18 protein-coding genes and 1 rRNA gene are annotated in these 23,713 nt (G+C 48.2%); 7 read left to right on the top strand and 12 right to left on the bottom strand.

All coding sequences use genetic code 11. The features are described from left to right. A 16S ribosomal RNA gene (locus ACXAG2_RS13030) occupies positions 1-1,250 on the bottom strand; the annotation flags it as partial. Positions 1,251-1,751: 501 nt separating this feature from the next. Between ACXAG2_RS13030 and ACXAG2_RS13025 the strand changes: the two genes are divergently transcribed. Beyond that, the gene (locus ACXAG2_RS13025) at positions 1,752-2,228 is read left to right on the top strand and encodes an RNA recognition motif domain-containing protein (RefSeq protein WP_119502498.1); all 477 of its coding nucleotides are present in this window, start codon (positions 1,752-1,754) and stop codon (positions 2,226-2,228) included. A gap of 99 nt (positions 2,229-2,327) precedes the next feature. Here the strand turns inward: ACXAG2_RS13025 and ACXAG2_RS13020 are convergent, their stop codons facing one another. Continuing rightward, on the bottom strand, positions 2,328-3,662 hold the full coding sequence (locus tag ACXAG2_RS13020) for a DUF5610 domain-containing protein (protein WP_474867609.1): 1,335 nt from the start codon (positions 3,660-3,662) through the stop codon (positions 2,328-2,330). Between the two features lie 142 nt (positions 3,663-3,804). Between ACXAG2_RS13020 and trmA the strand changes: the two genes are divergently transcribed. Then, positions 3,805-4,908, top strand: coding sequence for a tRNA (uridine(54)-C5)-methyltransferase TrmA (trmA, locus tag ACXAG2_RS13015; protein ID WP_474867607.1), 1,104 nt, complete (start codon positions 3,805-3,807; stop codon positions 4,906-4,908). Here the strand turns inward: trmA and fabR are convergent, their stop codons facing one another. Then, positions 4,909-5,523, bottom strand: coding sequence for an HTH-type transcriptional repressor FabR (gene fabR, locus ACXAG2_RS13010; RefSeq protein WP_119502500.1), 615 nt, complete (start codon positions 5,521-5,523; stop codon positions 4,909-4,911). A 185-nt stretch (positions 5,524-5,708) separates the two neighbouring features. Here fabR and ACXAG2_RS13005 point away from each other — a divergent pair, with 185 nt between their 5' ends. The 4 genes from ACXAG2_RS13005 to sthA all read left to right on the top strand — a co-directional run bounded on the left by ACXAG2_RS13005 (position 5,709) and on the right by sthA (position 12,647). Next, positions 5,709-6,836: an acyl-CoA desaturase gene (locus tag ACXAG2_RS13005; protein WP_474867604.1), complete on the top strand. Its 1,128-nt coding sequence runs from the start codon at positions 5,709-5,711 to the stop codon at positions 6,834-6,836. A 159-nt stretch (positions 6,837-6,995) separates the two neighbouring features. Next, positions 6,996-9,245: an EAL domain-containing response regulator gene (locus ACXAG2_RS13000; protein WP_474867602.1), complete on the top strand. Its 2,250-nt coding sequence runs from the start codon at positions 6,996-6,998 to the stop codon at positions 9,243-9,245. Further along, complete coding sequence (locus ACXAG2_RS12995; protein ID WP_474867600.1) at positions 9,242-11,089, top strand: sensor histidine kinase; 1,848 nt, start codon at positions 9,242-9,244, stop codon at positions 11,087-11,089. Before ACXAG2_RS13000 ends, ACXAG2_RS12995 begins: the two co-directional genes overlap by 4 nt. 133 nt (positions 11,090-11,222) lie before the next feature. Further along, positions 11,223-12,647, top strand: coding sequence for a Si-specific NAD(P)(+) transhydrogenase (gene sthA / locus ACXAG2_RS12990; RefSeq protein WP_303574822.1), 1,425 nt, complete (start codon positions 11,223-11,225; stop codon positions 12,645-12,647). A gap of 83 nt (positions 12,648-12,730) precedes the next feature. On the opposite strand, the gene ACXAG2_RS12985 is transcribed toward sthA, so the two are convergent. Both ACXAG2_RS12985 and ACXAG2_RS12980 read right to left on the bottom strand, forming a co-directional pair. Continuing rightward, positions 12,731-13,042 (bottom strand): pyridine nucleotide transhydrogenase, encoded by a 312-nt coding sequence (locus ACXAG2_RS12985; RefSeq protein ID WP_474867599.1) that lies wholly within the window; start codon positions 13,040-13,042, stop codon positions 12,731-12,733. Between the two features lie 373 nt (positions 13,043-13,415). Next, a complete protein-coding gene (locus tag ACXAG2_RS12980) occupies positions 13,416-15,659 on the bottom strand; it encodes an EAL domain-containing protein (protein ID WP_474867596.1) in 2,244 nt (747 codons plus the stop codon). Positions 15,660-15,791: 132 nt separating this feature from the next. Between ACXAG2_RS12980 and ACXAG2_RS12975 the strand changes: the two genes are divergently transcribed. Then, the gene (locus tag ACXAG2_RS12975) at positions 15,792-16,694 is read left to right on the top strand and encodes a TIGR03899 family protein (RefSeq protein ID WP_474867593.1); all 903 of its coding nucleotides are present in this window, start codon (positions 15,792-15,794) and stop codon (positions 16,692-16,694) included. A gap of 71 nt (positions 16,695-16,765) precedes the next feature. On the opposite strand, the gene ACXAG2_RS12970 is transcribed toward ACXAG2_RS12975, so the two are convergent. The 7 genes from ACXAG2_RS12970 to ACXAG2_RS12940 form a co-directional block, all read right to left on the bottom strand. Then, positions 16,766-17,512 carry a phosphoadenylyl-sulfate reductase gene (locus tag ACXAG2_RS12970; RefSeq protein WP_474867591.1) on the bottom strand — a complete coding sequence of 249 codons (747 nt, stop codon included), beginning with the start codon at positions 17,510-17,512 and terminating at the stop codon, positions 16,766-16,768. Continuing rightward, on the bottom strand, positions 17,505-19,223 hold the full coding sequence (gene cysI / locus ACXAG2_RS12965; protein WP_474867590.1) for an assimilatory sulfite reductase (NADPH) hemoprotein subunit: 1,719 nt from the start codon (positions 19,221-19,223) through the stop codon (positions 17,505-17,507). Before cysI ends, ACXAG2_RS12970 begins: the two co-directional genes overlap by 8 nt. Beyond that, positions 19,223-21,043, bottom strand: coding sequence for an assimilatory sulfite reductase (NADPH) flavoprotein subunit (locus ACXAG2_RS12960; protein WP_474867588.1), 1,821 nt, complete (start codon positions 21,041-21,043; stop codon positions 19,223-19,225). Before ACXAG2_RS12960 ends, cysI begins: the two co-directional genes overlap by 1 nt. Positions 21,044-21,255: 212 nt before the next feature. Then, entirely contained in the window at positions 21,256-22,029 is a 774-nt protein-coding gene (locus ACXAG2_RS12955) for a TIGR04219 family outer membrane beta-barrel protein (RefSeq protein WP_474867586.1), read from the bottom strand. Between the two features lie 3 nt (positions 22,030-22,032). Beyond that, a complete protein-coding gene (locus ACXAG2_RS12950; protein WP_474867625.1) occupies positions 22,033-23,025 on the bottom strand; it encodes a DUF2333 family protein in 993 nt (330 codons plus the stop codon). Between the two features lie 126 nt (positions 23,026-23,151). Beyond that, a complete protein-coding gene (locus ACXAG2_RS12945) occupies positions 23,152-23,493 on the bottom strand; it encodes a hypothetical protein (protein WP_474867584.1) in 342 nt (113 codons plus the stop codon). Further along, the gene (locus ACXAG2_RS12940) at positions 23,493-23,696 is read right to left on the bottom strand and encodes a PspC domain-containing protein (protein ID WP_474867623.1); all 204 of its coding nucleotides are present in this window, start codon (positions 23,694-23,696) and stop codon (positions 23,493-23,495) included. The genes ACXAG2_RS12945 and ACXAG2_RS12940 overlap by 1 nt, the downstream gene beginning before the upstream one ends. Between the last annotated feature and the right edge of the window lie 17 nt (positions 23,697-23,713).

Below are 23,713 nucleotides of genomic sequence, written 5' to 3'. Positions count from 1 at the left end.
GCTTCCCTCTGTACTTGCCATTGTAGCACGTGTGTAGCCCTACACGTAAGGGCCATGATGACTTGACGTCGTCCCCACCTTCCTCCGGTTTGTCACCGGCAGTCTCCTTAGAGTGCCCAACCAAATGCTGGCAACTAAGGACAAGGGTTGCGCTCGTTGCGGGACTTAACCCAACATCTCACGACACGAGCTGACGACAGCCATGCAGCACCTGTGTCAGAGTTCCCGAAGGCACTAATCCATCTCTGGAAAATTCTCTGCATGTCAAGTGTAGGTAAGGTTCTTCGCGTTGCTTCGAATTAAACCACATGCTCCACCGCTTGTGCGGGCCCCCGTCAATTCATTTGAGTTTTAACCTTGCGGCCGTACTCCCCAGGCGGTCTACTTAGCGCGTTAGCTTCGCTACGCACGAATTAAATTCACACACAGCTAGTAGACAGCGTTTACGGTGTGGACTACCAGGGTATCTAATCCTGTTCGCTACCCACACTTTCGGACATGAGCGTCAGTCTTTGGCCAGGGAGTCGCCTTCGCCACTGATGTTCCTCCAGATATCTACGCATTTCACCGCTACACCTGGAATTCCACTCCCCTCTCCAAGACTCTAGTCTGCCAGTTCTAAATGACCATCCCAGGTTGAGCCCGGGGCTTTCACATCTAGCTTAACAAACCGCCTGCGTCCGCTTTACGCCCAGTAATTCCGATTAACGCTCGCACCCTCCGTATTACCGCGGCTGCTGGCACGGAGTTAGCCGGTGCTTCTTCTGTTGTTAACGTCACAGCTGGCAGGTATTAACTACCAACCTTTCCTCACAACTGAAAGTGCTTTACAACCCGAAGGCCTTCTTCACACACGCGGCATGGCTGCATCAGGGTTTCCCCCATTGTGCAATATTCCCCACTGCTGCCTCCCGTAGGAGTCTGGGCCGTGTCTCAGTCCCAGTGTGGCTGATCTTCCTCTCAGAACAGCTAGAGATCGTCGCCTTGGTGAGCCTTTACCTCACCAACAAGCTAATCTCACTTGGGCCTCTCTTCAGGTAGGAGCCTAAGCCCCCTTTGGTCCGTAGACGTTATGCGGTATTAGCAGTCGTTTCCAACTGTTATCCCCCTCCCAAAGGCAAGTTCCCAAGCATTACTCACCCGTCCGCCACTCGTCAGCAAATAGCAAGCTATTCCTGTTACCGTTCGACTTGCATGTGTTAGGCCTGCCGCCAGCGTTCAATCTGAGCCATGATCAAACTCTTCAATTAAATATATCGAAAAACTTTTATGAATCGTCGGTTGACACTCTTAACGAGTGCCCACACAGATTGTCTTGTTATAAATTTTTAAAGAACAATTGCTAACCTCGGCTAGCTGCTTCAGCGTTTCTCCCTGAAGCGGGACGCGCATTCTACGCATTTCGTTTTCAGTGTCAACATCTTTTTGAAATTTAATTTCTCAAGTGTTTTCAGTGAAAACCGTTATAAATAACCATTATTAAGTTCTTATAACGACTTCTTCGTGGACCGTCTGACGTTCCCCGTCGAAGTGGTGCGCATTCTACGCATCAGAGATTTTTCGTCAACCCCTTTTTTATCCTTTTTGACCTTTTTCTTCGAATTCGAACTCAAACGCCTGGTTTTCCAACAAAAGTCTATTTTTTATTGGTCTTTCGTCTACTATTTCATCAGACCATTGTTCAATTTGTTACAAATGAGTAAACTATGAACAGCCTCCAACGTTTCACTAAAATAATTAAAGGTAGGTTTATGAAAGTAGGCTTTATTCAATGCGCAGTAATTAGCGCGGTATTCGCAATCGCAGGTTATCTCATCGTTTCTTCCGCTAGTCTGGAAGCGAGTCTTCCTGTCACCGTTGCAGTGTCTTTGCTTATTAGCGGTATCGTTACACCCTGGCTTGCATCTCTGCTGAGTTCGTCTTCAACGTCCTCTTCAGTGAATGCTGATGTGACTTCTGATACTTCCGGAGAAACAGCCACTTTATATGTAGGTAATCTTCCATATAAAGCGAACGAAGATGCAGTGAAAGAATATTTCAAGGATTACATCGAAGTTCAGAGTGTTCGTCTTATGAAGGACCGTCGTACTGGAAAGCGTAAAGGGTATGGATTTATCGAAGTCATTACCCGCGACGTAGATTCAGCTATTACGGAACTAAACGATAAAGTATTTCTGGAAAGAACATTGAAAGTACGTGCTGCAAGGGAGAAAGGAGAAACCGAGTAGTCGTACTACACAAACATAAAAGAACCCCGGCATGCCGGGGTTCTTTTTTATCTGAATATTGAATTGGGCATCACTACTTTATTAGTCCGCCCGTATCTTTCAGCTTTCGCTTGCCGGAGGCTCTACAGGCTGAGTTTTCTGCTGCTCGCCCGGCATTGCGTCAAGTAAACGCTGATTGAAACTATGGAAACGATTTATAGCTGTGACTAAATCCGGTACCTGTACATCCTTCATTTCGTTGATCAGGCCATTTATCAGAGTGTTGAAGTCTTCACCTGAAGCCAGTTGTTGTCTCGCCGATTCAAAGACGTTAAGCATCTTATTCAGATATTGTGCAACAGGCTTCGCTTCATCGCCGTGGGAACCGGACTCGCTGCCGTCACGATAATGCTGAATAGCACCGTAAGTTTTCACAACTTCCGTTTGCTGCGTTCTGTTCAGTTGCAATGCGTAACCCGTAAGTTCCTGATCATCAAAACCCAGTTCCAGCGCTTTCTCAAACGCCTTATCCAGATCGCCACCGAAGAACGTATCAGCCAGATCGTTAACGGATTCTACTAAATCTGCAATGGCCGTTAATTCACCTTCATCCAGCTCACCTTTCAGAGAGAAACTGATCCCCTGACGATCAAAGTACGAGTAAGAGATGCTGTCTGTAGCGACGACATTCTGATAACCATTACCTTCACCACCCTGTCCCTGTTCAGTCGTATAAGCGACGGTTTGCTGGCTGGCATATTGATAAGCCCTCAGACTCTCAAAGCTCAACTGCACTTCATCACCATCTCTGGTACGAATTGTCAGACTGGCAGATTCTGAGTTGCTGCTGTTAACGTTCAAAGCTGACGCAACACCGCCAGCAGCAAGTTGATCTTCATTCTGAATACCAAGCAGATCAGCCTCCAGTGCATTAATGCGGTTTTCGATGAGACTGCGGCTCCTGTCGATGCCTGTTGATATATCATCATTCATCAGGCCTCCCAGATCTCTTTCTGCCATGGCAATTCCCCGGGAAACCCCTTCTCGCGCCTGCGAAAAAAGATTACCGAGTTTCTCTTCATCCGCACCACCTCTTGCAGCGCCCTGGATGACACCACCGACAAAACGCATAACGTTTTTTGCTACTTCCTCAAAATCAAATAAAGAGGTTTCCTTCTCTTTATCTGACGTATCATCTTTTGCAAACTTACCACGCTGTCCGTCAACGGTAACCTGTTGCTCCATTGACGAACTGTAGACTTTCAGGCCAATGGTCGTCTGCGAACTACTGACGCTTACCATTGCGGTTTGCCGCTGTTGAAATTCAGCAGCCTGACGAAGCCCATCCTGCTGTAACTGCTTTTTGATTGCTTTGTTAGGGTCTTCAGGTGCCTTCTGTTCTGAAACAGCCGGCTTCTGCTCACTAACAAATGCCTTAATTTCACCCACGTTCATAATGTTGTCCTCACTAACCTCACATTAGTTATCGGCAGACTTAACGAATTGTTTAATTTTAATGCAATCTCAGAACAGTGTTTGCACAAATAATTTAAGACACTACAATGCGCAGCCCGGCAATCAAGATGAAGTTATTACCATGACAACTCAGACACACAGTCAGCAATATACCGCGCAGTTAGACGAAAAGATCTCGCGACTGTCACAACTACTTGATCAATATGGTCAAACTGAGATGTCTGTGTTTGCCTCAGAAGAAACCGGCTACCGCATGCGGGCAGAATTTCGGGTATGGCATGATGGCGATGACTTGTATCACATCATGTTCAACAGCGAGACGAAAGAAAAGTATCGCGTTGACACCTTCCCGCCGGCAAGCGATACCATCAATGCCGCTATGCAAATTTTAATGACAGAACTTCGTTCAAGCCCGGTACTGAGAAAGAAGTTATTTCAGATTGATTATCTGAGCGGACTGTCGGGTGAACTGGTTATAAGCCTTCTGTATCACCGTCAGCTGGATGATGAATGGGAAACGGCTGCCAGGGCACTGCAAGATTCGTTGTCAGACACCTTCGGCACAGTGAATGTTATCGGCCGTGCACGTAAGCAGAAGAAAATTCTGGGCAATGACTTTATCATCGAATCGCTGCCAGTAAACGGACAACACTATCAATTCAGGCATATTGAAAACAGCTTTACCCAGCCCAATGCGAAAGTGAACTGCCGCATGATCGAATGGGCATTGTCTGTGTGTGAAAACACCAGCGGCGATCTGCTTGAAATGTACTGCGGAGCCGGTAATTTCTCACTGCCTATGGCCAGCCAGTTTCGCAAAGTCATCGGTACTGAAATCGCCAAACCTTCGGTTAACGCTGCGCAATTTAACATTGAAGTGAACAATATAGACAATGTGGAGATTGTTCGTCTGTCTGCAGAAGAGTTTACAGAAGCATTAAGAACCGGACGTCAGTTTTCCCGCCTTAACGGCATTGATTTATCAGGCTACAACTTTACGACTGTACTGGTTGACCCGCCAAGAGCCGGTCTTGATGAAGAATCACTGAAGATGATTCAGGACTATCCGGAAATTATTTATATTTCCTGTAATCCCGATACGCTGGCAGCGAATCTGGCGACATTGTCGCAAACCCACGATCTGGTGGCGTCTGCCTTGTTCGATCAATTCCCTTTTACGCACCACATTGAAGCCGGCGTAAAACTGGTTAAGAGAAACCGTTAATTACTCACTTTTGACTTTCCGGGGGCGATAGACTTTTGCCCCCAACTGTACAAAACGCAATTGCGCTTTTACCCTGTGACCAATTTCCTGCCTCAACGGCACATCCACTTCTAATGCTTCAGCTCCGGCACTGAATACAAGCCGGACCATGGCTTCTGCCTGAAGACTTGCCAGTTGATGCTCTGCCCCCTGACTTTCAACAATATAATCAGCCAGTTCTTCAATAAAATGCTGAATTTCCCTCAGTACTGCCATCCGGTAAGCAGTTGAGGTGCCGGTGTGTTCACGGAGCAGTAATCTGAACACGTTAGTATTGGCGGTAATAAATTCCATGAAGGTATCAACCGACGTATCGATAACCCCGCCGCCACTGGCGATACGGCGTCTTGCCTGACGCATCAGTTGACGGAGTGCAAGACCAGCCTCGTCCACCAGCGTCAGACCGAGTTCGTCCATATCTTTGAAGTGACGGTAAAAAGAAGTCGGCGCAATACCGGCTGCACGGGAGACTTCACGTAAACTGATAGCAGACAAACTGCGCTGCTCATCAAGCAAACCAAAAGCAGCATTGATAATATTCTGGCGGGTTTTTAATTTTTGCTCCTGACGACTCACCGCCAACTCCTTCTTTTCATTCCGGATACCTGTAAAACGGTAACGATTGTACCTTACCCCGGCGATGACGGCACATCAGTTTCACAAAATCTGCACTATACTTAAAGCTGAAAATGTCGCTTTTCCCTTGCCTGCGCCCGGTGAAAACGATAAATTAGCGTACAGTTGTAAGCCGAGTTGTTATCATGAAAAAACCACCAATTATCCTGACCAATGTTCTGGTATTTATTATTACCGGTGCAATTGCGTTACTGGCAGTGCCCCTTTGGGCGGTCACCATGGGATTCGACACCACGGAAGTGGTGACGGCTGTCGTATTATTTTATTTCACCGGTATGTCTATTACTGCCGGCTATCACCGTCTGTGGTCTCATAAAACCTATGACGCCAATATTGTTGTACGGGTCATTCTCGCCATCGGCGGTGCAATGGCATTGCAAAACAGTATCCTGCACTGGTCTTCCGATCACCGTATCCATCACCGTCATGTGGATCAAAACGACAAAGACCCGTACTCAGCCAAAAAGGGCCTTTGGTTCGCCCATATTGGCTGGATGCTGAGAGAATATCAGTCTCATCGCTATGACGATTACAGCAACTGCCGGGATTTACAGAAAGATCCGGTGGTTATGTGGCAACATAAGTATTACCTGCCTATCGTGCTTATCGCAAACTTCGGGATCACAGGTTTGCTGGGCTGGTTGAACGGCGATGTACTGAGTATGATTCTTTTTGCCGGTGTATTCCGTTTATTCATGGTCCACCATGTCACTTTCTTTATTAACTCGCTGGCTCATTTCTGGGGCAGTCAGCCTTATACCGATAAAAACACAGCCCGTGATAACGGTATCCTGGCATTTTTTACCTTCGGAGAGGGGTATCATAACTACCATCATATTTTTGAATACGATTACCGCAACGGTATTTACTGGTGGCAGTTCGATCCGACCAAGTGGCTGATCCGTGGCCTGTCTTATATGGGACTGACTACAAATCTGCGCCGTGTACCGGAAGAACGGATTGAAAAGGCCCGTGCAGCCATGCAGCTTCAGCAAGCCAATGCCAGACTTGCCGCTCTGCCGGATGCCGATGAGTTATTACAAAAAGTGCAGGCCGAGTACGAGTTGTTAGTGCAGAAGATGTCTGCCTATTATGCCGCGAAAAAACGTCTTATGAATGTACGTAAACGGTGCCTGAAGCGCTCGGTTGAGCGACTGGAAATTGACTTTCATTATAAGGAACTCAAACACGCACTGGCCCTTCAGAAAGAAAAGTGGCTCCAGTTACAGACACTTTCACCACAGCTGGCCTGAACTCAGCCCGAAACGCCGCTATTTAGCGGCGTTTCTGTTTCTCCTTCTTGCAAAATCAATAATATAGGCAACACTTAGGTGATGGATTGCTCTTGCTGTTTTCTCTGTATTTTTTGAAATAAGAGTCCTCGCTTTTCCTTTATCAGTACGGACGGATGCATGAGTGATGAACAGCTTTTTACCTTTTCCCCGGAACCTGAACCGGACGACAGTAATACTCAGTCAGGAGAATGGTTAGTTCTTAGTGTTGAAGACGATTTGGGCTATCAGCAATCCCTCAAACTGGGCTTAAGCGGCCTTAAGGTCCAGGGCAAACCGCTTAAGTTTCTGACCGCTAATTCTGCAGCTCAGGCCTCAACCATTCTGGCAGAAACCGACGATATTGCGGTGATCCTGCTGGATGTTGTGATGGAGCAGGATAACGCAGGCCTGTTTCTGGTAAATACCATCAGAACCGTGTTAGGTAATTCCCGCGTGCGGATTATCCTGCTCACCGGCCAGCCCGGTATGGCTCCCCGTCAGGACACATTTAAAGAATACGATATTGATGAGTACTGGAACAAAGTTGAGCTGACAGAAGAAAAGCTGAGAGGCATTGTTTCCAGTAACATTAAAACCTGGTCTAATCTGAATGAATTGTACGTGGCCAAGCGCGGACTACAGATGATTGTGGATGCCTCCAGAGCCCTGACGTCAAAGCAGGATGTGGGCGAGTTTACGTACACCGTGCTCAATGAAGTATCCCGTGTCATTGGCATTCCTGAAACTGGTGGTGTGGTGTGCGCTTACCGCCCGACCATGGCGTCTATGGAACAATGCGAAGTGGTAGCATCAAGTGGTGACTTCAGTCGTTCTGATGCCACTATGCTGTCAGACTTATTAGGTGAATATCAGGCTCACGCGAGTTCCGGATTGCTGAACGCCATCGACACCGCTCTGCACACCCATGAGCATCAGTTCTATGAAACCTGGTCAATTCTCTACTTTAATACGGCAGATGTAGACAACAACCACTATCTTGTCATCGTGCAATCTCCCAAGCCTCTGGAGCAAAGCCATATTACATTGCTGATGGTGTACAGCGAAAACATCGGCAATGGTTTCGTTAACCTGGCATTGCTCAATAAACTGTCCATGCTGGCCTATTTTGACGAAACGCTCCAGATTCCGAACAAAAACTGGCTGCACCGCGAAATCGTGAATATGTCGCTGTCTGACTTACAGTCAACCTCGCTGGTGCTGGTGAACATGACGGATTTCTCAACAAGTGAAATCACGCTGGGGACAGATTTCAGCCATGCCCTGCTTGCCGGCTGCCTGAGCGAAATAAATAAGCGCTGTCAGAAAGCGATGACGATTTGTTATCTGGGTGATGGCTTTTTTGCGCTGCTTTATAAAACGGAAAAAGTATCTCAGGAACCATCATTAAGCCAGTTAGCCGAACTGTCGGTGTATATCGATAATGTTGAGCAACGGATCACGAACCGTATCAGCCATCTGGCAGTGAAAGATTTAGAGCTGGATGATTTACGTAAGTCGTTGAAGACGGCGCAACTGGTGCATAACTCACGGAAACGGCGGGACCATTCCGTACAGACCATTTCACGACAATTGCTGGACGAAATGGGCACCCGCCACAAGCTGCTGAAATCTTTGTCTGATGCCATTGCCGACTCTCACCCGTTCTTTCTGGTTTTCCAGCCAAAAGTAGATCTGAAAACCGGTGTGACAACCGGACTGGAAGCGCTTATCCGCTGGCGCACCGGTAGTAACGAAATCATTCCGCCGAATGTGTTCATCCCTCTTGCTGAAGCATCCGGGTTAATCACCCGTCTGGACAGCCTGGTGATGGAGCTTGCTGTCTACGCTGCAAAAGTGCTGAAAGAGTCAGGGCATAACTTCTCTGTGGCGTTTAATGTGACTCATGCCGATGTGATAGCACCAAACTTCATTCCTGCACTGGAAAACGCGCTGGCTACCCATAATGTGCAGCCGGAGCAGGTAGAGATAGAAATCACTGAAACTCAGGCCATGGAAGATTATGAGGATATCAACCCGATACTCAATACGTTGATGAAAATGGGGATCAAAGTCAGTATTGATGATTTCGGCACCGGCTATTCTTCACTGGCTCACCTTAGTACATTATCGGCCTCAGCACTGAAAGTGGATAAGAGCTTTGTCGATACACTAAATACCGCCATCCCGAATTCTCCAGATCATATTCTGGATATGGTTCACAGGCTATCTGAACAATGTCATTTTCAGGTTGTTGCTGAGGGCATTGAAACTGAAGGACAACGGGAAGCGTTGTTGAGTAAAGGGTATGAAACCGGACAAGGTTTTCTGTTTGCCCGCCCCATGGCATTACCCGACCTTATCGACTGGCTTAACGGACAAAGGCGATGAGTGAGAAAAAACACTGGCAAAGGGCCTGCTGGCTATATCTGTGCAATTTCATTTTATCTTTGCTGACAGGCTCACTGGTGTATCAGTGGTTTTATGATAAGTCCATGCAAACACTGAGATTAGAGCATGCAACCGTCATTTCTTCAGTCAATACAGCTTTAAGTCAGGAACTGGGCGATTTAACTAACGTCGCACGCCTCGCAAACGAACACCTCGTAGATGTTTTATTAAACGGTCAGCAAGAAGAGACGGAAGCTCAATTGTTTCTGCGCATTGGCCGTGTGCTTAATAATGTATCGCAAATGCGATGGCTGAACCCCGAAGGGGTTGAAACGGTACGGGTTAATTTTCTTGCCGACGGCGTTCAGATTGTCCCGACGGAACAGCTCCAGGATAAGTCCACCCGATATTACTTTAAGCAGGCACAGCAAAAGCCGGCTGGGATCATGACGCTTTCTTCCATCGATCTGAATATGGAAAATGGTGTGCTGGTCACGCCCTTTCAGCCGACCGTGCGGGCAATCCTGCACACATTTCCTTCTCATCCTCTTGGAGAAGGTTTCCTGGTGATTAATTTTGACCTGACGTCTTTATTCGACCACCTGAAAACCTTTGAAGAAACGCAAACGCAGCTTTTGATTTCCGAAGGTGCCATTCAATGGATGCTGCACCCTGATGCAGAAAAAGAATGGACCGCCAGCCGCGGGGTCACGCCTGCGAACATTAAGCTGGCTCAACCTGATATTCTCGGGAAACTAAAAAACAACAAAGCTGTTTCCCTGGTCTCCGGAGAAGAAGATGCGTTGTTCAGCGGTGCAGCCTTGCAGTTAAGAATGAAGCATACGCACACGGTTGACCCGTACTTCATTCTCACCCGTACACCCGCCGATTACCACAGTTTGCTGGTAAAAGACGCGCTGTTGCCGGGATTAATCTCCTTCGTTTGCTGCTTTTTTATTGCCGGCTTACTGATTACCAGGGACCTGAAACAGTTATCCCATGTTACCCATCTGACAGATCAGCTGTTAACGGAGAAACAGGATTTGAAATCCGCTCTGGATAAACAAACCCGTCTGCGTGACGAACTGGTCGAGTCAGAGAAAATGGCGTCTCTTGGGATGCTGGTAGCCGGTGTTGCCCATGAGCTGAGCACTCCCATTGGCGGCACAACCATGTGCGTATCGGCTATTGATAACCAGCTCGACGCACTGGAAAAGAAAATCAGTACCGGACTGACCCGCTCAGATCTCGATGCTTACGTGGCATATACCAGGGAAAGTGTGACCCTGTCGAAGCATAACCTTGAACGTGTAACCGGGCTCATCAAGCGGTTTAAACGGCTGGCGGTGGACCGCGGAAGCGAGACACCGGTGAAGTTTTCTCTGCACAGAGTAGTGGGTGATCTGGTCCGCACGCTGGAAGCTCAGGCCAGCGCCAAACGGGTAAAACTAACAGTAGACATACCGGAAACGCTGGAAATTGTGAGCTTCCCCGGCCTTTACTCTCAAATATTACAGAACCTTATCACCAATGCCTTTGAGCATGCTTTTGCGAATAAACGTCTTGGGGAAGTATGCATCACCGCCCGTGAGAAGGGGAACAGTTTCGAAGTCAAAGTCAGAGACGATGGCTGCGGCATTCTGGATGAAATTCAGCACACTATTTTCGAGCCTTTTGTGACTTCAGCCCGCAACAAAGGCAATACCGGTCTTGGTATGCACCTCGTCCACCAGTGGGTCACTAATTTGCTCGGCGGCAGGATTGTGTTTACGTCTAAAGAAGGCAACGGCACAGAATTTATCATGACCTTTCCGCTGGCGTTGCCTGACGCTAAAAATGCATGATGAAACCGGAAATGGGCAACGGAAACTTTGTCTTTCTTATCAGAATGTTGCTAGACTTTGCATGACACTATTCCAGTCCAGCAACGTATCTACCGGTTCCCGCCGGTACAGCAACCATTGAGTATTTTCGACCATGACAAAGAAAACAGCGAAAGTCGCAGAACCTTCTTATCAGTTTGACGCCATTGTGATCGGCACCGGACCCGGTGGTGAAGGTGTGGCCATGCAGCTGGCCAAAGCCGGTCAGAAAGTCGCCGTTATTGAGCGCTACGAAGCCGTCGGCGGTGGTTGTACTCACTGGGGCACAATTCCATCAAAAGCTTTACGTCACTCTGTCAGCCGTTTGATTGAATACAATACCACTTCACTGTTCTCGGAAAATCAGGTTGCCCGCCACGTTACTTTTCAGGACATCATGAGTCATGCAAGCGGCGTGATTAAAAAGCAATCCCGTTTGCGTACATCGTTTTATGACAGAAACCGGGTAAGCCTCATCCACGGTGAAGCCAGCTTTGTTGATAAAAATACAATACAAATTGTGCGTCCCGACGGCTCAAAGGATCTCATCACTGCACGTCAGGTTGCCCTGGCAACCGGTTCACGCCCTTACTCACCTAAGGATATAGATTTTAATCACCCCCGTATTTATAACTCAGACACCATTTTGTCGCTTAAGCATGAGCCGCAGAACATCATTATTTACGGTGCCGGAGTAATCGGTTCTGAATACGCCAGCATTTTCCGGGGTATGGGTGTGAAAGTAGATCTGGTGAATATGCGGGATCGTCTGCTGTCATTCCTTGATGCAGAGATCTCTGACGCCCTGAGCTATCACTTGTGGAACAACGGTGTGGTTATCCGTCACACTGAAACCTATAAGAGCGTACAAGGCCATGACGACTGTGTGATTATGGAACTGGAGTCTGGCAAACGCATGAAAGCAGACTGTCTGCTGTTTGCTAACGGCCGTACCGGTAATACTGACATGCTCAATCTCGATGCGGTTGGGCTCAAAGCCGACTCACGGGGACAACTGCGGGTAGATGAGAATTACCGTACCGAAATCGATAATATCTTCGCGGTCGGTGATGTGATTGGTTACCCGAGTCTGGCTTCGGCAGCCTACAATCAGGGCCGCTCTGCCGCAGAAGCCATGATTTCCGGTAAAGCAAACTCTGGCCTGGTTGAAGATATACCTACCGGTATATATACAATTCCTGAAATCAGCTCTGTGGGTAAAAATGAGCAGGAACTGACTGCTTTAAAAGTGCCTTATGAAGTAGGCCGAGCCCAGTTTAAGCACCTTGCCCGCGCGCAAATTGCATCCACCACTGTGGGCAGCCTTAAAATACTCTTCCACCGTGAAACCAAAGAAGTATTGGGTATTCACTGCTTCGGAGAGCGGGCTTCTGAAATCGTGCACATCGGCCAGGCAATCATGCAGCAAAAAGATGGCGGGAATACGATTGATTACTTTGTAAATACCACCTTCAATTACCCTACCATGGCAGAAGCATACCGGGTGGCAGCATTAAACGGTCTCAACCGGATTTTCTGAATCCGGTTTCCTAACACATCAGCCCGCTTTTACGGGCACAAAAAAACCGGCTTCAAAAAGCCGGTTTTTCTGTTCAGAACAAATTAGCGGTTCATTGCTAAGCTATTTTTAGCCTGAAGCGCGTCTCTGTGAGCTACGATATCGATCTGCATTTTTTCAGCATCGAAAGTCATTGTAGCAATGGCGTAGTCGCCAAAGTTTTCGCTCGCCTGCTCTGTTACTTGTTGTTGTGCATCGCGGTAACGAATGTTGTTGCTGATTTGATCAGTCATACATTGGTTATTCATTTCGAATGTTTTCGCATCCATACAATCGAAAAGCTGGCTTTCACCAGACTCCGCATGCGCAACACCAAACGACGTTAAGAGCGCGAGGCCAATAATTGTTATACGCATGTGATTACTCCTGTGATACAGTGGATACTGTTATGGCAAAGCATACTGTATAAACGGTGTTCAGTCAAATTCAGATCACATCAATATGACAGTAATGTGACACAGTGAAATATTTCTGGAATTAATTGGAAGTAGCAGGGGAAACTCCCGGTGGTACTGCGTTCAGCTATCCCCTCAGAGGCCTGAAAAGCTGTGAAATCAGGCACCTGATAACATTATAGTCACAATGTGATAAACCCGCGTATACGAAGCTTAGCCTTTCCCAATCTTTTCAGAAGTGACAACCAACCATCTCCCCTCGTTATTTAGTATTAATTCGAATACCCAAAATAGTGAAAATATACATAATTTATAGGGTCTTGCAGGGACGATGTTATTCATCGTCACTCTCATTTTTTTTAGCAATCAGAAATGCTTTCAGATCATCAAAGGGCATAGGTTTGGCAAACAAAAAGCCCTGAGCTTCGTCGCAACCAAGCTTAATCATAAAACTGGCCTGCTCACGCTTCTCCACGCCCTCAGCAATAGTCACCAGACCTAGCTTGTTACCCAGTGTCACTATAGTCTCTGCAATGACTGCATTTTCGCCTGGCTTAATGTCTTTCACAAATGAGCGGTCGACTTTAAGCCGGTCCAGCGGCAGTTTTTGCAAATAACTCATGGAGGAGAAACCGGTACCGAAATCGTCAATTGCAATGGCAACGCCAAACTCTTTAAGCAGGGTCAGTGCGTCTATGACAATTTGCGGTTCATCCATCACCACGCTTTCAGTGATCTCCAGCTCCAGTCGTTTAGGTGAACAGCCATAGCGTGTCAGTGCACTTTTCACCTTCTCTACAAACAGACGATCTCTGAACTGCGGGATAGATACATTGACCGCTACGCGGATATCATCGAAACCACTGTCTGTCAGTTCTTTGATACGCCGGCATGACTCTTCTACCACCCAGTGACCGATATCGACAATTAAACCGGAATACTCAGCCATTGGCACGAACTCGGCCGGCGAAATATATCCGCCCTTTCCGTCAGGCCAGCGTAGCAGGCCTTCAACACCGATGACCTTTTCACTGACCAGGTCCACCTGAGGCTGAAACCACAATTGCAACACGCGATTCTGAAAATCGGTGCGTAATTGCCTGATCATATTTAACTGGCGGGTTGTTCGCTGTTCAAACTCAGGCTGATAATACTCAAAGTTGTCTGCCAGCTTTTTCTTCGCCCGGTTGAGGGCAATATTGGTTCTCTTAAGCGTGTCGATACCAATGCTCTTGTCAGAGCCAATCCGGTAGAGACCAATCGTCACATTGACGGGTAGAGTATGATCGCCGGCTGTGAAGCTTTCAGAGAATACAGCGTTTATCGCCTGCGGTGTGACTTGCAACTCAGAACCAATTAAACCGAAAACATCTCCCCCGATCCGGCTTTTAATCACCCGCTCGTCAAAACCCGCTTCCAGTCTTTCACCAATGGCCTTCAGCAGCATGTTGCCCGCTTCCTGACCCAACCCGTCGTTGATATCTGAAAAGTGATTCACATCCACCAGTGCCACGCACAGATCGGCGGCACCGGATACAGAGGGCCGGTCCAGCATATTGATAAATTCATTCCGGTTGGGCAACCGGGTCAGCCAGTCGCGGAAGGCTGCGTTTCTTAATTCGTGGAAAAGGTTAACGTTCTCGTAGCCCACCGAGATACTGGAAAGAAATACCTCGAGCAGTTGCCGGTCGACCTGAGTCAGCTCTTTACTCATATTCAAATAAACAGCCGCTTCAAAACCTGAACTGTTCAGATACAAAATAGAGCTGTGATTTTCAAGAATGTGTTTTTTAAGGCGTAAACTGCGATTGATATTCTCAACAATGGCAGGGTCTTCAATGGTTTCTACAGGCTCATTGATAAAGCTGGCAAAGTTGCCCGCCGCACCGAGTATGTAGACACCATTGTCGTCTCTGTCGAGTACGGAGCCCGCCCTCGCGCACACCACGCCTTCAGCTTCCAGCCCGAGCAAGGAACTGATTTGGGTTACGATTCCCTCACAGAACCCCTTCACTGAGTGTTCTTCCAGCAAGTTTGAAGCAGAGGCGATGATTTTCTGCAGACCCAGACGGCTTTGGTTGATGGTCAGAATTTGCTGATACGAGCGCACTGACGACAAAACGGTGGTCAGCAGCTTACTGCGGGTCAGCTCTGTTTTCGTTTTATAATCGTTGATGTCGTAGGTGCGGATCACATGTTCTTCCGGCGCGTACCCGGGCTGCCCGGTGCGGAGTATTATGCGGGGCTCGGGAAGATCAAGATTTTCGCGGAGATATTGCACAACCTGCAAACCTGCATCGTCGGTTTCCATCACCACATCAAGCAGGATAATGGCCACGTCCCTGCCATGTTCTTCAAGTAACGCTTTAGCCTGCTCACCGGAATAGGCGTGCATAAAATTCAGCTTCCTGTCACTGACAATCAAATCTGCCAGCGCCAGTCTTGTAACTGTATGAATTTCCTCATCGTCATCGACAATAAGTACATTCCAAACCTTGTGGATCTGAGGCTCTAACTCCGGATGTGCTTCTTCATCTAAGAAAATAAGCTCATCATTTTCATAACCAGCCGATGACATCGAATATCTATCCTTATATACCGCCTTATTTAATCGTACTCGCTGGTTGTCTTTTTGCAAGTTATTCGACAAGTTGCTTAACCTTTGCGGCGGGCGTACAGTACCAGCAGACTTTACAAGAACGCTATCTCTATGAAAGTAACGGATTCCGGTCAATCTCCCCCGGTTCAGCCGGCTGTCACGGTGAAAACTGAAAAGCCCGCCAGAACGCAGGCAGAACCCCGTAAAAGCAGCACGGCTTCACGCTCTGCCAGTGACAATGCGCAACGTATACAGTCGCTGTTTGCCCGTGCAGGCATAGGTCAAAACATGATTCTGCCGGATGAAGCTGCCCGTCAGCAGGCGATAAAACGCAGAAATGATATTCTGGCGTTGTCGCGCATAAAAAACCTGCAAGCGATCATGGATGTTGCATTGAGTGTCAGCTTAACGGAGACCAGCAATGAACCGGTTGATCCCGACTGGTTTTATGCATTTTCCCGTCTGGCAGAGAATATTCACTCCCCTGCGATGCAGGGACTATGGGGAAAAATTTTTGCTGTTGAAGTCAGTAAGCCCGGCGCGTTTTCACTGCGTACACTGGAAACACTAAAAGTGCTGACCCAACGGGATGCAGCAATGTTTACCAGAGCCGCCTCTTTGTCCTGCTTACGTCAGGGAGATACCGTGCCCCGCCTGATTACCGGCTATCACCGTAAGCCCGGTTTCTGGCGTTTATTTGGTCACCGTCAGCCCGAACCTGTAAACCTGGCTGCCTATGGCTTGAGTTATCCGGATCTGCTTGCCCTTATCGACATGAAACTGATATTCGCCAGTGAGATTGAAAGTGGTGAATTACCGGTGTCTGAAAGTATCAAATGGCGTTGCGGTAACGACACGTTTACTGTAACCCCATCCGGTCAGGGACTTGCCTTTGTATACTATAAATTTACCAGTACCGGTGCAGAGCTTGCCAGACTCATAACCAGACATAATGCATCGGCATATGTGGATGCACTTAAGCAACGCCTCAGCCAGGCTTTCATTATTGAATAACCGGGTAAATAAAAAATAAAAAAGGGCGGCATACCAGCTGGCAGCCGCCCTTCCTGATCATCTGTCAACAATCAGATACCGTCACCGAATTCGTGCAGGCCACATTCCCGCTTCAATCCGAAGAAGCGTGTATCCTGCTCACTCATACCTTCTTGCAGAGACTGAGTAGTATGCCAGTCACCAATGGACACATAGCCTTCTTCCCATAACGGGTGATACGGCAAATCGTTATCTTTCAGATAGTAGTGCAAATCTTTATTCGACCAGTCGATGATCGGATAAACCTTGAACTGATTGCCAACTTTCTGCAGTACGGGTAACTTTTCCCGGGTATCAGACTGACTTCTGCGTAAACCGGCAAACCATGTACCCGCACCGAGCTCTTTCAGCGCCCGTTGCATCGGTTCAACTTTGTTCATCCGGTTGTATTTCTCAATGCCTTCGACACCCTGTTCCCACAAACGGCCAAATCGGGCTTCCTGCCAGGCGGAGGTTATGTCAGAACGATAAACCTTAAGGTTCAGATTGAGCTTTTCAGTAAGCTCATCAATAAACTTATAGGTTTCCGGAAAAAGATAACCGGTATCCGTCAGAACCACGGGAATATCCGGCATTGCTTTAGTCAGCAAATGCAGCATCACCGCAGACTGTGCGCCAAAACTGGAAGACAAAATCGCGTTGCCGGGCAGCATTTTCAGTGCCCGGGCAATACGGCCAGCCGCATCCATGCCTTCCAGCTCTGTATTAATTGCTGCAATCTCCGCCGCACTGGTGTCCAGTGACAGCGGTGATGTGGTGTCGATTAAGGTATCAGTCATAGAAATCTCTTGCTGAGTCAACAACAGGCGCAATGATGCCTGCTCTGACGACGTAGTCACCGAACGCTTCACCGCTTTCACGTTCTTTCGCCCAGCGACCAATCAATGTATCAAGTTCCGAGAAGATCTCATCTTCACTGATGTTCTCCTGATACATTTTCGGAATACGCGTACCTTCACGGTTACCGCCCAGGTGCAGGTTATATTTACCCGGACCTTTACCCACAAGGCCAATTTCGGCCAGCATGGCGCGGCCACACCCGTTAGGACATCCGGTAATACGGAAGATAATGCTGTCATCTGCAACGCCATGTTGTGATAACAGTCCTTCCATGCGGTCAACCGCTTCCGGCAGATAACGCTCAGCTTCAGCCATCGCCAGCGGACAGGTTGGCAACGACACACAAGCCATGGAGTCGAGCTTCTGGTTAGATGTATCGTCTTCAATCAGCTTGTGATCGCGGGCGATTTTTTCAATCACAGCTTTCTGATCCGCTGGTACACCTGCAACAATCAGGTTCTGATTTGCGGTCATCCGGAAGTCGCCTTTGTGGATCTTCGCGATTTCCTTACAACCGGTTTTTAGCGGACGGCCCGGGAAGTCAAGAATACGGCCATTCTCGATGAACAAAGTCAGGTGGTACTTACCATCGATACCTTCAACCCAGCCAAAGCTGTCACCACGGGTAGTAAATTCATACGGGCGGCTGTCAGCAAAGCTCACACCTGCACGTTTTTCCACTTCCGCTTTGAAGTTTTCAACGCCCACACGTTCAAGGGTGTATTTGGTTTTCGCGTTCTTACGGTTAACACGGTTACCCCAGTCACGCTGAGTCGTTACCACTGCTGCCGCTACATCCAGCGTATTTTCCAACGGGATGAAACCAAAATCAGTCGCTTTACGGGGATACGTAGACTTGTCACCGTGGGTCATTGCCAGACCACCGCCAACAAGCACATTAAAGCCCACCAGCTTGCCGTTTTCAGCAATAGCGACAAAATTCAGATCGTTAGCGTGAACATCCACATCGTTTTGCGGTGGAATCACAACGGTAGTTTTGAACTTACGTGGCAGATAGTTATCACCTAAAATCGGCTCAACCGGCTTCTCAGTAGATTCAACTTTCTCGCCATCCAGCCAGATCTCGGCATAAGCACGGGTTTTCGGCAACAGGTGCTCGGAAATCTTCTTCGCCCACTCATAAGCTTCTACGTGAAGCTGAGACTCTACCGGATTGGAAGTACACAGTACGTTACGGTTCACATCACCGGCAGTAGCAATAGAGTCGATACCGGTACTGTTCAGCGTCTGGTGCATCAGCTTGATATGCGGCTTAAGTACACCGTGAAACTGGAACGTCTGACGGGTAGTAAGGCGAATACTGCCGTACATGGTGTGCTCTTCAGCAAACTTGTCGATAACCAGCCACTGCTCAGGAGAAATAATACCGCCAGGTAAACGGGCACGCAGCATCACGTTATGCAGCGGCTCAAGCTTCTGTTTTGCGCGCTCAGGACGAATATCGCGGTCATCCTGCTGGTACATACCGTGGAAGCGGATCAGCTGAAAGTTATCAGCCGTGAAGCCACCGGTGAGATCGTCTTTCAGATCCTGCTCAATGGTGCCACGTAAATTATTACTTTCACGCTTCAAACGTTCGTTGTCGGCCAGTTTGCCTTCAACAATAAAAAGAGACTTTTCGTTACTCATTAATAAACATCCTTCTGATAACGTTTCGCCTTGCGCATGGCAACTAAATACTCTTTGGCGTCGTCTTCAGACTTGCCGCCGTGCTGCTGAATAATTGATAACAATGCAGCTTCAACATCTTTTGCCATGTGGGTTGCATCACCACACACATAGAAATGTGCGCCGGCTTCTAACCATTCGAATACGTCTTTACCGTTTTCGATCAGACGGTGTTGCACATAAATCTTTTCTTTCTGGTCGCGGGAGAATGCCAGTGTGATCTTGTCAACCAGACCCGATTTCACGTAGCCCTGCCACTCAACCTGATAGAGGAAATCCTGAGTAAAATTAGGATTACCGAAGAACAACCAGTTCTTACCGTCTGCACCTTGTGCGTCACGCTCTTGCATAAAGGCACGGAACGGCGCAATACCGGTGCCCGGCCCAACCATAATAACTGGCGTATCCGGGTTTTCTGGCAAACGGAAGTTGTCATTTTTCTCAATGTACACTTCCACTTCTGCGCCTTCTTCCAGACGTTCACACAGGAAGCCGGATGCGCCGCCCTGATGGCGTTTGCCAAAGGCTTCATAATCAACATGAGCGATGGTCAGATGCACTTCGTCTTCCACTTCATCCTGACTGGAAGCAATGGAATATAAACGGGGCGTCAGCGGACGTAATGCATCAGCCAGTGCCTGCGCATCAATTTTTGCGGGGTGTTCCCGTACGATATCGATGATCTGACGCTCAGCCAGATAGGTCCGTAACTGAGCAGGATCTTCAATCAGCGCAGCCAGAGCATCAGAGCCGGTAGCCTGCTGATACGCCTTGACGAAAGTCGGATAACTCAGCGTCAGTTCCAGCTTCCCGGCGAGGGCATCTGCGATAGTCGTTGTAGCATCTGCCACTTTCACTTCTTCACTGCCGCTTAAGCCGGTGAGCGATAACATCTCTTCAACCAGTGCCGGAGCGTTTTTAAACCACACGCCCAGCGCGTCACCAGCACGGTACTGAATACCGGAATCTTCCAGGCTGATTTCAACATGACGGATATCTTTAACAGAATCGCGGCCGGTAATTTTTTGCGACTCGATAAGCGTAGCCGCAAACGGTGCCTTCTTGGTATAGGTCTGCTCCGCACTACCAGCTACTGCCGAACCTGACTGAACAGCAACCGCAGCGCCTGCCGGTGCACCGGCGAAGTCGTCTTTCAACGCAGCAATTAATTGCTCACCCCAGCTCTTTGCTGACTCTTCGTAATCAACATCACAGTCCTGACGTGCAACAACAGCCGAACCGCCAAGCTTGCCTAATCGCTCATCAAAGTCTTTGCCTGTCTGACAGAAGAACTCGTAGCTGCTGTCACCCAGACCCAATACCGCATATTTCAGACCATCCAGCTTAGGTGCCTTTTTGCCACCCAGAAATTCGTGGAATTCCACTGCATCATCAGGGGCATCACCTTCACCATGTGTGCTGACAAAAACAGCCACGTGGGTTTCAGCTTTGATCTGACGGGGCTTGTAATCAGCCATGCTAATCAGTTTACTGGTATACCCTGCCGCTTCGGCCTGCGCCTGAAACTGCTGGGCAACACCTTTTGCATTACCCGTTTGCGAGCCATAGAGAATGGTGAGCACCGGGGCATTGCCCGCTGCCGGCGCTGCTAACTGAGGTGCAACAGCACCACCCTGCGCGGCTGCCATTCCTGCTGCGTAACCACTTACCCAGGTAAGCTGATCACGGTTTAAGCCTGCAATGGCCTGCGTAATCGCATTCCATTGTTGCTCATTGAGCACCGCACCGGGTGCCTGATTTTGATTCGAATTCGCTGACATAACTCATAAGCCTTATTGAGATAGCGTAAAGGTATCGACTTTTTTTGAGAAGAGAAAAGAATAAATCACACTTTTTTATGCTCTAAAGTTTTTAAAAAGCACTCTTGAAATGTGATCACCCTCTAAAAGACAACTGCCGCAAGCAATGCTTACGGCAGTTTTACAATCGCAGATTAGTCCGGCGGTTTTATCTGACCAGCCGGTCAGCGGGATTAGAAGTGGATTTCAATACCCGCAAACGGACCATCCCAGCTCATATCAGCATAGGCACCGTCAAGATCATCCAGATCCACTTCCACATTCCGGTAACCAGCCTGAATCGTCATGTCTACTGCCAGGCTTTCAATAAAGGAATACGTCAGCGCAATCTGATAATCACTGAAGGTATGATCGCCAACCGACAGATAATTCCCTTCGGCATAAGCGCCCAGACCGGTAAACGGCAGGCCTACAGCAACCCGTGAATAAGCCATGGGGATAACACCGGAAAAAGGCAGCTCGCCGCTGGTCTGTGTATCAGCATCATTGACAAACAATGTACCGTCGATGTATTTGCCTGTCAGACCCAAATCAAAACTGACCAGGTCGTTGTCAAACAGCTCGTAATACAGTGTCAGATCGGTGGTGGACATTTCTACCTGCGTATAAATATCACTGCCGGTGGTGTACAAGTCGCCATCAAAGGTGAAACTGGTTTGCAGCGCAGTGGTGCCATCTGAGTCCAGCGTAGTGTAGTTCACCTTCACGTTTGGCAAAAACGGCACCGGATGTTCAACAGCGATATATAAGGAAGAGTTTGCCTGACTGTCAAAGTTGAAGTCAGCCATCGTACTATCATTGGAAAATGTGCCGTCATCAGCGAAGCCGCCTGACGTACTTGTGTGCCATCCCTGACCACCGAGATAAAGACCGGCCAGTGTGTCTGCCATTACAGGCGATGCAGATAAAGCTGCAGCGGTTGCTACTGCCATAATGCATTTTTTCATGAATTATCCTTGATTGAGAAGTTCAGTCAGTTCGATTAGTGCTGCATTAGCACGGGAAATATAATTCGCCATTACCAGTGAATGGTTCGCCATCATACCGAAACCATCCCCGTTTAAAATCATCGGACTCCACACTGTTTGTTGTGTAGCTTCCAGTTCACGGATAATTTGACGCAAACTGACCAGCGCGTTTTTGTCTTCCAGTACATCCGCAAACTCAATTTCTACCGCTTTTAAGAAGTGTAGCATTGCCCAGGTAGCACCGCGGGCCTCATAGAAATTATCGTCCAGCTTCCACCAGCTGGTTTTCACCACTTTTTCATTCACTGTCGGGGTAGATTGTCTGGCATTTTTATCACCGGCAAGGTCTGTATTCATCCGCGACGAACCTACACTGGCGCTCAGACGCTGTGAGTAAGAACCCAGACGTTTTTCAACTTGTTTCAACCAGTCCCGCAGGTTATCGGCGCGGGTATAGAACTGACCGTCGCCGCGGGTCGGGTCTACCAGTTCTGCTCTGTAGGCTTTTAATGCCTTGATACCGCTACGGTAAGATGACTCTGCAGACGGTAACGCCCAGCTCCGGCTGTTTACGTTAAATTCCGGCTGTGCTTTTGTCAGATTCGGGCTTTCAATAGACTGGGACTGAGAACGGCTAAAATCCTTACGCATGGACAACGACAAATCACGGATCATTTCCAGCGCCCCGTATTCCCAGGCAGGCATGTTGTCTAAAAAGAGGCCGGGGGGCATAACATCATTTGACAGATATCCGCCCGGCTTATCCAGCATATGTTCAGTTACCAGAATCAACGTGGTCGTTACAGTGTATCCGGGCACTTCAGTTTGAGTGGGGTTTTCTGCCGTTGCAGCGACAGACTGTCTTACATCAAATGTGTCAGGCTCGACACTCCAATACACGCCAATTAACCAAAAGAGTAAAAACAGGATCAGCACGGTTGCTGAGATCGTTTTGGTGTTTAAGTATTGTTTAATGCTCAACGTTAATATCCTTTTCTAATGACAAAATGGGCGTTGTAAACGCCCATTTATTACCATGTACCTGCACTTTAGCATCATGACGGCCAATTTTCGCCTTAATTTACTTCGCTTTTCCATCACTTAATGATTCGGATACACCGTTCGGGATTGACGGGGACGGCGGAACAGCCAGATGACGGCTGCCACCAGTAACACCGGCCATAGTGCACTCAGCCCCGTCACCAGCATTGCTGCTACACAGGCAAAGACAGCCAGTGCCAGCGTCCCGAACACACTCAGTGCGACAATGAACCCGATTGCAACAAACACCAGACCCACCGCCGATGCTGCGGCAAAATTTTCTAACGGCGACAACATATCGTCACCCATCATCAAATGAATACCCCACCAGTCATTAAACAGATTGCCAAAGGCGTAAACAAGGATCAGTGCAATGATGACAGCCATAAATGCATTTTTCATTACGCCCACCTTGGTAACAGAAATGTTGCTGCGATATAAGCTATTAATACCGGCACATGAAACAGGATCAATCCGGCAACAGCGGCAACTCTTACCCAGGTCGCATCCACATCAAGGTATTTTGCCAGGCCTGCACAGACGCCACTTATCACGCCGGTGCCGGTATCGCGGTAGATTCGTTTATCAGTTTGCGGAAATTTCATCATATTCTCCTGTATGG

The sequence above is a fragment of the Alteromonas sp. ABH4_456 genome, assembly GCF_056160645.1.
The sequence above is the reverse complement of the archived record's forward strand: the minus strand, read 5'-3'. Positions and strand labels throughout refer to the sequence as shown.

Excerpts from the sequence above, each read along its gene's own strand:
- trmA (WP_474867607.1), top strand. The coding sequence starts at position 3,805 with ATGACAACTCAGACACACAGTCAGCAATATACCGCGCAGTTAGACGAA.
- ACXAG2_RS13025 (WP_119502498.1), top strand. The coding sequence starts at position 1,752 with ATGAAAGTAGGCTTTATTCAATGCGCAGTAATTAGCGCGGTATTCGCA.
- ACXAG2_RS12940 (WP_474867623.1), bottom strand. The coding sequence starts at position 23,696 with ATGAAATTTCCGCAAACTGATAAACGAATCTACCGCGATACCGGCACC.
- ACXAG2_RS12980 (WP_474867596.1), bottom strand. The coding sequence starts at position 15,659 with ATGTCATCGGCTGGTTATGAAAATGATGAGCTTATTTTCTTAGATGAA.
- ACXAG2_RS12995 (WP_474867600.1), top strand. The coding sequence starts at position 9,242 with ATGAGTGAGAAAAAACACTGGCAAAGGGCCTGCTGGCTATATCTGTGC.
- ACXAG2_RS12985 (WP_474867599.1), bottom strand. The coding sequence starts at position 13,042 with ATGCGTATAACAATTATTGGCCTCGCGCTCTTAACGTCGTTTGGTGTT.
- ACXAG2_RS13020 (WP_474867609.1), bottom strand. The coding sequence starts at position 3,662 with ATGAACGTGGGTGAAATTAAGGCATTTGTTAGTGAGCAGAAGCCGGCT.
- ACXAG2_RS12945 (WP_474867584.1), bottom strand. The coding sequence starts at position 23,493 with ATGAAAAATGCATTTATGGCTGTCATCATTGCACTGATCCTTGTTTAC.
- ACXAG2_RS12955 (WP_474867586.1), bottom strand. The coding sequence starts at position 22,029 with ATGAAAAAATGCATTATGGCAGTAGCAACCGCTGCAGCTTTATCTGCA.
- ACXAG2_RS12975 (WP_474867593.1), top strand. The coding sequence starts at position 15,792 with ATGAAAGTAACGGATTCCGGTCAATCTCCCCCGGTTCAGCCGGCTGTC.
- ACXAG2_RS12960 (WP_474867588.1), bottom strand. The coding sequence starts at position 21,043 with ATGTCAGCGAATTCGAATCAAAATCAGGCACCCGGTGCGGTGCTCAAT.
- ACXAG2_RS13000 (WP_474867602.1), top strand. The coding sequence starts at position 6,996 with ATGAGTGATGAACAGCTTTTTACCTTTTCCCCGGAACCTGAACCGGAC.
- sthA (WP_303574822.1), top strand. The coding sequence starts at position 11,223 with ATGACAAAGAAAACAGCGAAAGTCGCAGAACCTTCTTATCAGTTTGAC.
- ACXAG2_RS12970 (WP_474867591.1), bottom strand. The coding sequence starts at position 17,512 with ATGACTGATACCTTAATCGACACCACATCACCGCTGTCACTGGACACC.
- ACXAG2_RS13005 (WP_474867604.1), top strand. The coding sequence starts at position 5,709 with ATGAAAAAACCACCAATTATCCTGACCAATGTTCTGGTATTTATTATT.
- cysI (WP_474867590.1), bottom strand. The coding sequence starts at position 19,223 with ATGAGTAACGAAAAGTCTCTTTTTATTGTTGAAGGCAAACTGGCCGAC.